Origin of the sequence: Paenibacillus agaridevorans (assembly GCF_018604145.1) — a bacterium.
GTDB classification, from domain to species: Bacteria; Bacillota; Bacilli; order Paenibacillales; family Paenibacillaceae; genus Pristimantibacillus; species Pristimantibacillus agaridevorans.
This window is the reverse complement of the sequence record NZ_CP075889.1, coordinates 4368266-4383021: the sequence shown is the minus strand read 5'-3', so window position 1 is coordinate 4383021 and position 14756 is coordinate 4368266. Positions and strand designations below refer to the sequence as shown.

Sequence of the window (14756 nt, the reverse complement as noted above, 5' to 3'; positions counted from 1 at the left end):
CTATTTCTTTTTTGTCTTGGTTCAAACGCCTCCTAAAAGAAAAGTATTCGAAACTAAAAAGAAATAAATTGACAACATAAACAATAGTAAATAGTATTGAATCATAATACGATCGTGCGTTGGGGTACGGAGTATACCGAATCCAAGCTCAAAAAGTGCCTATAAAGGGTTGCAGCGCGCGCCAAGCCTTTCGAAACGTAAGATGTTCGGAAGGCTTGGCTCATTTTGAGCGACGATCTATTTCATCACGGACTGAAGGAGGACTATATGTCGGTTCATATTTCGAGAAGAATCAAGCTCACCTACAGCATCGTATTAATGGTGATCATTGCACTCAGCTTTTGGCTGTCCTTTATAGGCACAGTTGGGAGGCTGGAGAAGGACTTAAAGGATGTGCACTATGCGCTGCTCAATCAGATCGATAATAAAATCGAGCTGTCCTTCCGGGAGACGGAAAGAAATTTGCTGAAGCTGATGAATGAAATGGAGTTTGTTTATTTCATGTATGACAGCTATATCGACGAGTCGGAGAAGTATGTCAACTTTTACAGCCTATTCAATAAAGTGACAAGCTTTACCCATTCCAATACACAGTTGACCTCGGTTTATATATATTCCGATGTAAGCGGTAACATGCTGATGAACAAGGTGTATGTGCCCGGTTCGGAAAATAACGAAGAATGGCTAGTGGAGCACATTAATATGGATGGCTATATAAAATGGCTGCCTACTCATCAAATATGGGAAGGGGCTGTTTCCAGGGATGTTGTCACTTTAATCCGCCCTTATCCTGCGATTAGCAAGCCAGGTTTTCGCAAGGGACTGGTGGCTGTCAATATAGACGAGCTGCTGCTGCAGCGCATGATCGCAGGCATCTACGAATCAAAATACAGCGGCCAAACGATCATTATGGATCAGGAAGGCCAGGTTGTCACGCATAGCGACCGTTCGCAACGATATGGCAGCGCCGATTCCCTTCCGTTTGCGAAACAAATCATGGCAGGCGGCGCGAAGGGCGAATTTACGATTGACTGGCATGGGACGAAGCACTCGGTGTTCTACATGAAGTCGGAATACACGGATTGGAATATAGTAACGGTCATCCCCAATAGCGATGTTTACAAGCCGATCTCATCGACTCGGGATCTGCTCATCGTCGTTGCGCTGGGCATGATTGTCGTTGCTTTATTGGTGCTCTTTTATTTTAACCATACGACGTTTAAACCGATCGAGCGCCTGGCCGGCAAAATGTTCGGCGTCTACCGTACGCCGCAGACCGAGGCCGCAAGGCGTTTGCACGGTTTTAGCTCGCTGGAGACGATGTTTGATCAAATTTCGTTGGATCGCGAGCATCTGGAGCGGCAGGTGCGGGATTTTAAGCCTGTGCTGAAATGGCGTCTCATGACCGATATGCTGACGGGCAACAAAACGGAATACGCCGCTGTAGGGCATCAATTGGAGTACATCGGAATTAAATTGTACCCCCGTTATTACATCGTTTGCAGCGCCGAAATCGAAAAGGGGGAGCAACTTGGCAGCAGAGACCTGGCGCTTTATACATTTATGCTCTGCAATGTGGCGGAAGAGCTGATTAATATGGAGCATGCCGGAATAGCCGTTGATTTGGGCGGCGGAAAGGCGGTTATTCTAATCAGCTTTGCTGAAGGCGATGAGGAGCAGAACCATTTGCGCGCGCTGGCTGTGCTGGATTTGCTGCTGAAGGCGATGGAGCGGGAGTTCAAGCTTTCCGTAACAGTGGGGCTTGGACGCTGCTATCCGGATATGTCGGATATTCCAAAATCCTATGACCAATCTCTTAAAGCTCTGCAATATAAGCTGCTGTTCGGCAGCGATGCGGTCATTTCGATAGAGGATATTTCCACCTCTCAAAATCAGGATTACTACCATATCGTCAAAAAGGCTGAACGGATTACGGAGTCGTTGAAGCAGTCGGATGACGAACGCGTGAAGCTGTACGTGAAGGAGATGTTTGCAGATGCGCTGGGCAGCAATTTATCTCCCGACTTGATTAAGCAGCTTTCGTTTGAGCTGATTATGAAGTCGCTGCAAATGATCTCTTTTATCGGCATAGACCCGGAAGAGACGATTGCAAGCCTCGGCAATTTACATCAACGCATAACGGCTTGCGACAATTGGCAGGACATCGAACGCATAGTTGCAAGCGTGTTGGAGCAAATAGCGGCGAATATCGCGGAAAAGAGAAGCAGTCGCGGCAAAAATAAAACGGTAGACAGCATACTTAGCTATATTCAGGAGCATTATCATGAGAGCGAGCTTTCGCTGGATCAATTGGCGGATAAGTTCGAGCTGTCTCCTCCGTATATAAGCAAGCTGTTCAAAGAGCATACGGAGCGGAATTTTATCGATTATTTAATTGAAATTCGGATTGCGGCTTCCAAGCAGTTTTTACACGACAGGAGCATGAAGGTCAATGATGTCGCAGAAGCAGTCGGCTATACGAATACGCGCAGCTTTCTGCGAGCCTTCAAGAAGTATACAGGACTGACGCCTACGGAGTTTAGAGAGCAAAAGCCGCTAAAATCATAAGAAAATGAACCTGAATGAATAATTGTAACCTGGCTTTTGCAAGAAATGACACGTTTTTAAAACGAGTCTCTTTCGCCAATCTTGCCTAGCTGCATACAATCGGGTTGCGAGGCGGAATGACCAGCCAAGCTTAATCGATGCAGGGAGGAGGATTGCAATGAAGGGGATGATCCCGGTGGACCAAGTGCCCGTCGGAACGAAGAAGAACGGCACAATTACGAAAAGATTGATCAGGGACAAGTATTTATATTCGATGCTGTTGCCTGTAATCGTCTTTTACATCGTGTTTAAGTATCTTCCTATGGGTGGCGAAATTATTGCATTCAAGGACTACAGATTCGCCGACGGCTTATTGGGAAGCAAGTGGGCAGGATTAAAGCATTTTGAATTGCTTTTTGAAAGTGCGGATTTTTGGCGTGTATTAAGAAATACTCTGTTATTGAATGTGTACAGCTTAGTTTTTGGGTTTCCGGTACCGATTGTTTTGGCTCTTCTATTAAATGAGGTTCGCAGAGAATGGTATAAGCGCATCGTGCAAAACTTTCTTTATGTTCCGCATTTTATATCCTGGGTAGTGCTGGGCGGTATTCTGGTTGCGATGCTGTCGCCAAGTACCGGGATAGTCAACCTGCTATTAAACAAGGTATTTGGCATCGATCCGATTTATTTTATGGCTAATTCTTCATGGTGGCCGGTTATGTACACGTTATCGGGAATTTGGCGCGAAGCGGGATGGGGGACGATTCTATATCTCGCGGCAATGGCGGCCATAGATACGCAGCTGTATGAGGCTGCCAAAATCGACGGTGCCAACAAGCTTCGGCAAATATGGCATGTGACATTGCCGGGTATTCGCAGTACGATAGCGATTTTGCTTATTTTGCGCATGGGCAGCATGATGGACGTGGGGCTGGAACAGACCTTGGTGCTGCAAAACAGCTCTGTGCTTGACGTTGCGGATGTAATAAGCACTTACGTCTATCGGGTTGGATTGCAAAATATGAATTACAGCTATACAACGGCGATCGGCTTATTCCAATCCATTGTAGGATTAATTCTTATTATTGGCGTAAATCGAATGATTAAGGTATCTGGAGAGCGGGGGTTGTGGTAGCTATGAACGCTAGAACTGACAAAAAGAGATTGCTGCCGCAACTGGGAGGAGCGATAAATGCGCTATTTCTCGGCCTTTTCTCATTGGCTACATTATATCCATTCTGGTATGAGGCGGCAGCATCATTTAGCAGCAGCAGAGCGATTACATCAGGCGAAGTGATGTTTTGGCCGGTCGAATTCAACATCGAAGCTTACAAACGTTTATTTGAAGACGGACAGCTGTTCATTTCTATGAAAAATACGATATGGGTTACGTTTGTAGGCACATTGCTGAATATCGTGCTGACGATACTTGCAGCTTATCCTCTATCGAAGAAGCGGCTGCTTGGCCGAAGTGCTTTGTTAATGTTTATAACGTTTACAATGCTATTTGTGTCGGGTCTTATCCCGAACTTTATTTTGGTCAAATATTTAGGGTTGATGAATTCCTATTGGTCGCTGTGGCTGCCTGCGTTAATCAGCACCTACAACATGTTTGTTATGAAGACCTTTATGGAAGGGCTGCCCGAAGAGATTGAAGAGTCGGCGGCGATCGACGGTGCAGGGGACTGGCGGATACTTGTGCAAATCATTATGCCGCTGTGCAAGCCAATAGTAGTTGCGCTGTCTCTGTTCTATGCGGTGGGCTGGTGGAACAATTATTTTCAGGTGATGCTCTATATTGGTAAATCCAATAAACAGACGCTCATGCTCAAGCTTTATCAGATGATCAGGCAGGTAGATCAGCATTTGCTTAACCCTGCTGGCGGATCCGAAGGGGTTATGCAAGCGATGTTGACGCCGGAGGCGATTAAAGCTGCAGCGATTGTCATTGCGATAACGCCGATTTTATGTGTTTATCCGTTTTTGCAGAAACATTTTGTTAAAGGCGTTTTGATTGGTTCAGTGAAAGGCTAATTTTGAAAAAAAGGGGATAGAAATATGATGCAATTGAAAAAGACAGGTGCTATATTGGCGACTGTAATCATGCTGCTGTCGATATTGGCTGCATGCAGCTCCAATAAGGAGACGCCTAAGCCATCAAATGAAGGCGTAAAACCGACGGGCGAGCAAACGGATAATAAAGGAAACGAGCCCAATAAACCAAAAGGAAAAATCAGCATTTCGGTGTTTGACCGCGGATGGGTTGCCGCAGATGAAGGTACCTATGAAAGTAACCGCTGGACGAAGTGGATCAACGAAAATTCCCCTACCGAGGTAGAGATTATTCCGGTACCTAGAAACGAGGCGCAAAGCAAGCTGAATGCCTTGATCGCTTCGGGCGAAGCTCCCGACCTTATCTGGGAATATGATCGCAACTATATGACGCAATTGGCGGCGCAGGGCGCTATACAGCCGATCGGGGAGTATATTGAAAAGTACAGCACCTCCTACAAAGCTTATTTGGAGAAAAATGCGGACTTGCTGCCTTATTTGACCGTGGACAACAAGGTGTACGCGATTGCTTCCAAGCGCGGAGTAGATGCTATTGCCAACCATGCGATGTGGGTTCGCCAGGATATTTTGGACCGCTTGCAGCTAAAGGCTCCTACAACTGTAGAAGAGCTGTTTGAAGTAGCGCGTAAAATAAAGGAAGACGATCCGACAATGACTCCGATTGCATTTAACGGCAACGGAAACCCGATTATGCGAACGTTGTTCCAAGCGGTTTCGGATCAATGGTATTTAGAGGAAGGCAAGCTGGTTAACGGCAGAACGCTGGATCGCCATCGCGACTCCCTGGCTTTTCAAAAGCAGCTTTTTGACGAAGGGCTGATTGATAAGGAATACATTACGGACAACAATTTCGAACGCGCCAACCAGCTTTGGGTAACGGGCAAAGCGGCGATTATGTTCGGCGCATGGGATATGCCTAATCAATTCCGCGATTTGATGGCGAATGTTCCGGATGCGAAGATGGTTCCGCTCGAGCCGTTCGCAACACAATATGGCAAAACAGGATTGTATCAAGAAACACCGGCCAACATCTATGTTATGTTCAACAGCGAAATGAGCGAGGAAAAAATCAAGGATGCGATTGCTTACTTGGATTGGATGATTGAAGATAACTGGTTGCCGCTGAAAAAAGGGAATGAAAATGAGCATTACAAGCTGGTAGATGGCGTGCCGCAAACGCTTGATAGCGAACAATTCCGCAAAGAGGTTTTATATGCATTCGAGTATGCCGTTGTTCATCAATGGAGTCCGGAAGCTTCGTGGTTCCCGATTTTGGCGGCGCAGGACGATGTAGCGCAAGCGTATGCCAAGCAGCAGTCCGTATCGATTGAAACTGCGCTTAAAAATAATTTCCGCAGAGATATCGCCTATAACCCGGATCTCCCTGAGCTGAGCCAATTAATTGCCACGTTCAAGCCGATTGCCGAGCAAATTGAAACGAAAGTCGTAACAGGCGGCAGCGCAATGACGCCACAGCAGGGGATAGATGAGATTCGTAAAGAGTGGAAACGTCTTGGCGGAGAAAATATCGAGTCTATGGTTCAAGAGTGGTACGAAGCCAATAAGGGCAATTTGTAAGAAGCTGGCTATCAAAGATGCTTCACCTGCAGCTGCTGCAGGTGAAGCAACAGCTGTCCAATGATCTCACTCTAGGAGGTTGGAAGATGAGGAGAAGGAAACGCTCAACCAAAGCATTAGTCCAATTGCTTATTCTGGCCATGATCTGCACGCTATTTCAGATAAACAACATGTCTGTCTATGCTAATGATACGGGAGACGTCATTCAAAGTGGAGCAACAGAGCTTCATACGCTCAAGATATCACCATCGGATGATTCATATGTGCGAGGCTCGAATGCTTTTGCTAATAGCAACTTTGGTCAAGAGAAGTCTTTGGTGGTCAAGAAGGGGAGCCCGGAATTAACTCGCGAGAGCTACATGAAATTTGACTTCACCGATTTTTCCGGAGAAGTAGAATCCGTTACGCTGGTCGTGTACGGCGCTGTCGGGGAAGGAAGCGGGGCAAGTATTCAGCTTCATAGCGTAACAAACAATGATTGGACAGAAGAGACAATCACTTGGAACAACAAGCCTTCCTATACATCCGATGCAATGACTTCTATTACATTGGGCAAAGAAGCAAGGGGTTATGAGGCCGATATTACAGATCTGGCAATAGATCAGCTGGCAGCAGATAAGAAGGTTAGTATGGCCTTTGTTCAGCCTGAAATGCCGGGAGGGCAAGGACTGGCCGTCGTTTTAAACAGTAAAGAAAGCGACAGTCAACAACCCTATGTGGAAGTGAAATATAGGGCGCCAGTGGATCATGAAGCACCTGTCTGGCCAAATGGCAGTGAACTAAAAGCGATTCAGACTGCAGATGATGCAGTTGAATTGCAGTGGACACCGGCTATAGACGATCAAATGGTTGTATCCTATCGAATTTATCAGAATGATGCGCTGATCGCCACAGTGCCAGTAACTCAAAAGCATTACCATGCAGCGGGGTTGGCACAAAAGCAAACTTATGCCTTTAGGGTGGAAGCGGGAGATTCATCTGGCAATTGGTCACAGGATGGACCGGAAGCAGTCGTAACTATGCCAAGCATTGTCAGACTTCCGGTTGTTGAGGACACCCATGTTAACTCAGGCAGTGCAAGTCAGTCGAATTATGGCACGAGTGACAAGCTGATCGTCAAAAATATGAAGGCTGACCCTAATGTAACTCGCCAAGCTTTTATGAAATTCGAAATGGAAGCGCTGCCAGAAGAGGTCGGCACTGCAACTCTTAACTTCTATGGAGCTGTTTCAGATGGCGGCGGCAGTACGAGCGATATGGTTGTGTATGGATTGGAGGATCATTCCTGGAAAGAAGCGGAAATGACCTGGATCACGAAACCGAATGTTATCCATTTCTTGAACAAGGTTCCGATGAATACGACTTGGAAGTGGCATCAGGTTGATGTTACCACCTATGTAAAGGATCAGATGAGCAAAGGAGAGACAAATGCCGGCTTTGGTATAGTACAGTTAGCAGATGTCGGACTCGTAGCAATTATTAATAGTAAGGAAAATACAGAGAATCGGCCTTATTTATCCATCAACAGCTCACGTGCAAATGCGGCAGCTCCAAGCTGGCCAACGGGCAGCACCTTGCAACTGCAGAGCATGGAAGAGGAAGGAGTGGCGTTCCAATGGGGGGCAGCGGTAGATCCGACAGGCGTTACGCAATATCGGATCTATCAAAATGGAACATTAATGGATACCATAAGCAGCCAAGAGGAGAGCTACTTTGTTGAAGGTCTTATTATTGGCGAACGCTATACCTATAAAGTAGAAGCAGGCAATGCGGCAGGAGAGTGGAGTCAGGATGGTCCGATTCTCACCGTTACTCCGCCAGACACGAAGTTCAAGCAGACTGTGCTTGGCAATGTGTTTTTGAATAATGAGCCTGTTCAGTTCATCGTTGAGACAGTCAGGCCGAATGTTAGCTGGAAAGCCTTCAATCTGGATGGCACGAAGGTCGCCGAAGGCACGGCACAAGCTCATAATGGGCAGGCGACGATTACAGTTCCCGATCGTGGGCTAGGATATTTCACACTCGAAGCACAGGCCGAGAAAGGCGGCAGCTTGCCGATTATGTTGGAAACAACCTATTCCGTGCTTACACCTTTCACAGCACCGGCGAATGGCGATTCACCGTTCGGGATGAATACGCATTTGCATCGCATAGGATACGGCTGGAATGCGGATCTTGTGAAGCTTGTAAAATATGCAGGCGCCAGCTTTGTTCGCGATGGTATAGAGTGGCAATATATTGAAAAAGAAAAAGGAGTATATACCTACTTTCCTGATCTCGAAAATTATATGGCTAGATTGAAGCTGGAAGGCATTCCGCTGCTGTTTGTTGCCGCTTATAATAACCAATTTTACGATAATAACGGAACCCCTTATACAGATGAAGGGCGACTAGGCATGGCGAATTACGCAAAGGCATATGTGGAGAAGTATAAGGACCAGATTTTCGCCATGAACGTGTACAACGAGTTTAACGGCGGATTTGGCAAACGCGGCAATAGCCCTGCGAATTCACAACCGGAATATTACTTTGAATTATTGAAGAAAACCTACGAGGTCGTACATGCGGAGCATCCGGACTTGCCGATTGTCGGTATTGTATCGGCCGGCATCAGTCTGGACTGGATCGAAAAAGTGCTCGAGCTGGGAGGTATGGATTATCTTGATGCTATTGCAGTACAAGAATATGTGTACCCCAACGCTCCTGAGGAATTAGCAGAGAAGCTGGAAGATCTGAAAACATTGATTAAAAAGTATAATGACGGAAATTTGGTTCCGATTTGGCTGACGGAGTTTGGATGGCCAACCTTTGTCGGATCACGCGGAATCAATGAGAAGCTGCAAGCAAATTACCTGCTGCGTGGGCATGTCATCGCATTAAGCAGCGGCGTGGAAAAAATGATGTGGTACGATCTGATGGACGATGGCATGATAGCGGATTTGAACGAAGATAATTTTGGAATGATCCGAAATGAAAAAAGCTTGTTGGGGGCCTATACAGCCAAGCCGGCTTATCTGAGCTATGCGGTAATGACGCGAGAGCTGACCGGCGCACAATTCGAGGAAGTAGAGGCAGTCGAAGAGCCGATTCATAGCTATCGCTTTGTCCAGGATCAGCAGCCTGTTCGGGTGGTCTGGGCAACGGAGGATACCGTTATCCAGATTGCGGCGGATGCTCCAATCGAGATCACGGATATGATGGGCAATACCGAGCTGTATTCTCCGCTCAACGGAAAGATCATGCTTTCCCTTACTGGAGAGCCGTATTATGTGAAAGGCCACATCGGTCAAATTGCTGTTGAGCCTACTATTACAATTAGCGGCGCAGCTACCGTTGTAGGGGATGAAGGACAATTCGCAATCTCCATGACCAATACGGGCAAATCGAAGCTCTCCCTTACTTTGGATGTTGAAGGGAAGGAGCACCCTGTTTCGATAGAGCCTGGCCAAACGATTAACAAAGAAATTACAGTAATGGACACGCGTGACGGCTATCGATATATTCCGGTTTATTTAATGGCAGGAGGCCAAAAGGTCGGTAAGCTTGGTTATGAGCTGAAGGTTGAGAAAGCCAAGGAAGTAAAAGTACGTCCGATCATGGAGCAAGCGGAAGGCGCGGAAGGACAGTATAAGCAATCGCTTCATATTGATGTTGCCAACTTCAGCAAGCTTCACGCACTTGATGTGCAGGAAGTGGAGTGGAGTATTGGGAACCAATCCGGTAAGCAGGCTTTGAATACCAGTATCGAACCTCAGGCGTCAAAGCAAATTAACATTCCTCTTCCTTCATTCGGATTCGGGGATAATTACAAGGCTTCCGTACTTGTAAAATTTAGTAATGGTGATGCGTATCGATACGAAGGCAATTTCGGTTTTAACCCGGTTACAGAGCGAACGGTGAGGGTGAATGGAGAAATTGAGCCGGAGCTTGAAGCAACAGCTCCAACCATCGACTTGGAAAAAGGAACGCAAGTCCTGTTGTCCGGCTTTAGCGGCAAGATCGATGTTCGCGGCAAGCTGTGGATGAACTATGACCGTGATCATCTCTATCTGACAGCACAAATTAAGGATGAGATTCACTCTGCAAAGGCAACCGGCAACCAGATTTGGAATAATGACAGCTTGCAATTTGCGATTTCATCAGGTGTACCAGGCGAGAGCAGCAGCTGGTATGAAATTGGATTGTCCGATACGACCGAAGGCCCGCAAATGTATCGATTCGCTGCTCCGCCAGGTATTGATAAAGGAGCAATCAAGTCTGGCAAGCTAGTCGTAAAGCGTGACGAGGAGAAAAAGATTACCGTGTATCAAATGTCGCTGCCATGGTCTGAACTGGCGCCGGTGCTTCCGCTCCGAAATGAAGTCATGAGCTTCTCCTTGCTTGTTAATGACAACAACGGCGAGGGCAGGCGAGGCTGGATGGAATGGGGATCGGGGATCGGTCTTACGAAGAGAGCCAGCCTGTTCCGCACCATGCAGTGGATGCATACGAAGCCTGCTCCGGTTGCAGTTGACGCTTCATATCGTGTGAAAGCAGGAGAGGAACTGCGCGGCACGCTTAAGAATGAGGCTGCTTCAGGAAGTGCAGTAACCTATGAAATTGCAACTGCGAGTAAGCAAGGAACGATTGAGCTGATTGATCCTGCAACTGGCGAATTTCTCTATGTTGCCAAAGTGTCAGCATCGGGAGAGGATCAATTTCGATTCCGGGTTTATGACGGTTATGGCTATTCCAATACGGCAACGGTCAAGCTGGCTATCCATAGCGAGCCGAAGCCGCCGACCGATCCGCCTGTTTATCCGGGAGGCGTGACGCCTAACGAATCCTTTAACGGGGAACTTTATGTACCTGCAGGCATGGGCGGTGAAGTAAGCAAGGGTCGGCAAATTAAGCTGAGCATTCCGAAAGGTGCGACCACAGTCGGCGCACTCTTCAAGATCGAGGAGTGGCAGGAAGGACTGAAAGGCCAGAAAGGGGTTCGAATGCTAAGCCCTGTTTACTTGCTAAGTCAGGATGGGAATGCCGAGCTAAGCAAACCGGTAGTACTTCGCATCGCCTATGAAGGTCAACTGAAAACAGGCGAGGAGGCCGTCCTTGCTCGATACGATGAACAGCAAAAAGCATGGGTGAAGGTAGGAGGCAAATCTGGCGAGCTGAGCGTTACAGCAGACATCAATGAGCTAGGTACTTTTGCTGTGGCAGTCTTCGCGAAGGAGGAGCCAAAGCCGCAGAAAGAGCTGGCAGACATCGCCGGACATTGGGGACAAGCGTGGATTGAGCGTGCAGTAGAGGCAGGACTTATTACCGGCTTCCCGGATCATACGTATCGTCCTGACCAGGCGGTTACCCGCCAGGAATTGGTTACGATTCTGACAAGAGGCATGAAGTTGCTGGAAGGACATTCAGAAGCAGCCGATGAACCTGCCGAAAGAGCGGTAGTCTTCACGGACGACGCGAAGATTGGCAAGTATGCGCTGGAGGCGGTACAGCGAGCCGTAGCGGACGGGTGGATTACGGGCTACAAGGATGGCAGCTTCCGACCGCAGGGAGGAATGACAAGGATCGAGCTCGCAGCGGTTCTGGCGCGCATCAGCGCTTCAGTCGGTAAGGCAGGACAAGGTGCCGGCGTAGAAATGCAACTGAACGGCTTAAAGGATGCAAAGCAAATCCCCGTATGGGCACAAGGATATGTAGCGCAGGTGCTGGCAAGCGGCTTGATGGAAGGAACTGGGGACGGCCATTTCAAGCCGCTGGGAACGGTCACCCGGGCGGAAGCTGCTGCGATCGCGGTGCGAATGGTGCAGCAGATGTAAATATGGATTGCTCCATTTGTATAGTTATGGATATTTCTATTCACTCCAATAACTGATAAACTTACTCCATACTTCAATTCGAGGAGTGAACAAATGGACGGGGTACGTTACAAAATAAGAGAAGTGTTGGACAAGGATAAAATCGAGGCATTTCTTCGACAAGTCCGAATTGGACACTTAGGCATGGCCGACGGTCTTTTGCCGTATGTTGTTCCGCTTAACTTTGTTTGGACAAACGGGAAGCTTTATTTTCATGGGGCCGCAGGCGGGCGACGAAATCAGGTTATGGAAGCAAACCCCGAGGTTTGTTTTACGGTTAGTGAAGAATACGGGACAATTACAGATCCCGTACCAGCCAAGACGGACACCGCATATATGAGCGTGATGATTTTTGGCAAGGCACATCCCGTCGACGATCTGGATGAAGCAACACGTATGCTGCAAGAAATGATTGATAAGTATGTTCCCGGGTACTACAATCGACCGCTTCCCCAGCAGCATGTGGACAAATATCGATCAACAGTATTTGGGGGGCCGGTTCGGGTATACCGAATTGATCCCCATCAAATCACGGCGAAAGAAAATCAACTTGAAGAAGGAAAAATGTTCAAGCCAGGAAAAACGGTATAGGCGGTTTTTTTATCAAAGACAACGTGAGTTGCCGTTGTCCTTGTGGTCCAAAATATCCCATTAGTTGAAAAGGCGGTTACAGGGTAAACATCCCTGTAACCGCCTTTTCGATTTATCCCAAGGGGGAAATACATTTTATTGCTGCCCGCGAAGCGTCTCTACACGATCGGGCTTGAGTGGCAGCATCAGCGACAATCTGCGACCGGCAGGCGACCAGTCGGCTCTTAGGTCTGTTTCATCCGCGGAGGCTTCCATCCCGGCCAGGTCATGCGCGGTTGCCGCTTCCGCAGCCTCGGCAGACACGGCAAAGCAAATGCCCGCACGCCGCATGCCCGCGAAGTCGATGAGCCGTCTGGAGCCGCTGTACAACAACAGATCCAGAGCAAGCAAGTCTCCCTCGCGCGTCACCGTCCATTTGGGTTGCACCTCGGGAACATCGCCGTTGAACACCAGCGAGAGCAACGACAGCGATACGCGAGTGCCGCCGATCGTCAATACGACGTGTTCCTGCGCGGCATTAAGCTCCATGCCTTCCAAGGCGCCGCCGAATTCCAGGCGTAGTCGCAAATCTTCGGCTTGAATCGAGCCATTGATCCGGTCCAGCCCGATATGCGTATCGCCTCCGTTAACCGAAAATTGCATGCCGCATAACACATGGCCTTTGTCCTGAACCGCCGTCAGCACCGGCGCGGAGAAGTCGTATCCATCGTGCAGCATGCGCAGCGACGCATATGCGGGCTTGCCGCCGTTGTCCATGTAGATCAGCAGGTTCCGGCGCTGATTCCACATGACTTCCTTGCTGGCGGAGCCGACCGAATAGGAAGGCGTCATCCAGGTCGTGCCGATCTTTTCGTATCCGTCTTCTCTGCGATAATAGATTTCCCGCAGCTGCCTCTCGGCAGGTTTTTGGAACAGGCTGCGCAAGTCGTCGGGACAGCTGGCGCCGGAACGATGCCATTCCAGCAAATGAACCGGATAGTCGGCGGCTAGTTCCGTCCATTCCTTGCCAAGACAACGCCGGAGGAAGGCGTGAGTTGCGTCGGTGAGCAGCGTGTGGTAACAACGGCTATGCGGACCCGACCACTGTCCTGTAGCTGCGTGATAATGCTCTCCCGCCATCGTCCATGCCAGTCGGAGCATTTCGTCGGCGATAGCAATAGCGCGCGGGGATCGGCAATAGGATCGAATTTTGGATAGCTCGATAATGGCGACTACGGTATAAGTCGGACTATTGTACTCCTGGAACGTGTTTAATCTTCTCGTATAGGCATGGAAAGCTTCGAATTTCCCCAAACCATATTCCAGATAGCCTCTATGCCCGAATTGCTCTCCGGCGGCAATCGCGACGAAGGAGCCCATAATGGCAATATTGGTATAATGCGGCCCCATATTACGGCGAATAATGGATTCGCAGGCGTGAAAGACAGCCTCCTGCAGCCGCCCCGCCAACATCTCCGGCAGCCGCTCGCCATGACGAATCGCGATCATCACCAGCACCTTGCCGATAAAGTCGGCCCAGTTCCAATCCGGCGGTGCCATCTTGTCCAGCGGTTCTTCATAATAGTACGACCAGATGCCGTACGTATCGCGCGACGGGTCGCGGTCCTGCAGGGAGATGATTTGTTCAATAATCTTGAAGGCTTTCGCCTCATACTCCGGTAGCCCGGTATCGAGCAGGGCTAGCGCGTATTCGACGGAAGCGCGTGTTGAATGGACGTATTCCACGCCGGTCAGCATGGTGTGATACCCGTTGGTGTGATATTTGACGCGTAACAGATTTAGCTCCGGATTAAACTCGCTCTCCAGCATGGAGACGCTTCTCTTTAACAGCTCCAATTCCTCTTTGGCCGATGGGTAACCCTCTGTTGTTTCGCTTAAGCTCATTGGCGTTTCGCATCCCTTCTGCATGATAAACGTTTCCACATCAAAGTAACACGGATGTTTCCGGCCCGAAAGTTTCACTTTTTGCCGGTTACGCCTTTCTAGTTCGCGCGTCGTTGCAAGTCCTTGATCGAAAAAAAGGAATATCATCTCAAAAAAAGAATGTCCGCATAGGTGACGCATGGAGTAGCAAGGTAAAAAGTGGAGGTTTCAGGCACTCAAGCGGCGTGCTAC

7 protein-coding genes are annotated in these 14756 nt (G+C 48.5%); 6 read left to right on the top strand and 1 reads right to left on the bottom strand.

Features of this window, described 5'->3' with window-relative positions; genetic code table 11:
• Window positions 1-267 precede the first annotated feature (267 nt).
• From KJW29_RS18135 to KJW29_RS18110, 6 genes are all read left to right on the top strand, one after another.
• Window positions 268-2568, top strand: coding sequence for a helix-turn-helix domain-containing protein (locus tag KJW29_RS18135; protein ID WP_214630857.1), 2301 nt, complete (start codon window positions 268-270; stop codon window positions 2566-2568).
• Between the two features lie 157 nt (window positions 2569-2725).
• A complete protein-coding gene (locus KJW29_RS18130) occupies window positions 2726-3682 on the top strand; it encodes an ABC transporter permease (protein WP_246608768.1) in 957 nt (318 codons plus the stop codon).
• 2 nt (window positions 3683-3684) lie between these two features.
• Complete coding sequence (locus KJW29_RS18125) at window positions 3685-4581, top strand: carbohydrate ABC transporter permease (RefSeq protein ID WP_214630856.1); 897 nt, start codon at window positions 3685-3687, stop codon at window positions 4579-4581.
• 24 nt (window positions 4582-4605) lie between these two features.
• Complete coding sequence (locus tag KJW29_RS18120; protein ID WP_214630855.1) at window positions 4606-6198, top strand: extracellular solute-binding protein; 1593 nt, start codon at window positions 4606-4608, stop codon at window positions 6196-6198.
• Between the two features lie 86 nt (window positions 6199-6284).
• On the top strand, window positions 6285-12011 hold the full coding sequence (locus KJW29_RS18115) for a CBM96 family carbohydrate-binding protein (protein WP_214630854.1): 5727 nt from the start codon (window positions 6285-6287) through the stop codon (window positions 12009-12011).
• Window positions 12012-12104: 93 nt separating this feature from the next.
• Window positions 12105-12641, top strand: a complete 537-nt coding sequence (locus tag KJW29_RS18110; protein WP_214630853.1) for a pyridoxamine 5'-phosphate oxidase family protein — start codon at window positions 12105-12107, stop codon at window positions 12639-12641.
• Window positions 12642-12776: 135 nt separating this feature from the next.
• On the opposite strand, the gene KJW29_RS18105 is transcribed toward KJW29_RS18110, so the two are convergent.
• Window positions 12777-14525, bottom strand: a complete 1749-nt coding sequence (locus tag KJW29_RS18105) for a DUF8769 domain-containing protein (RefSeq protein WP_214630852.1) — start codon at window positions 14523-14525, stop codon at window positions 12777-12779.
• Window positions 14526-14756 lie beyond the last annotated feature (231 nt).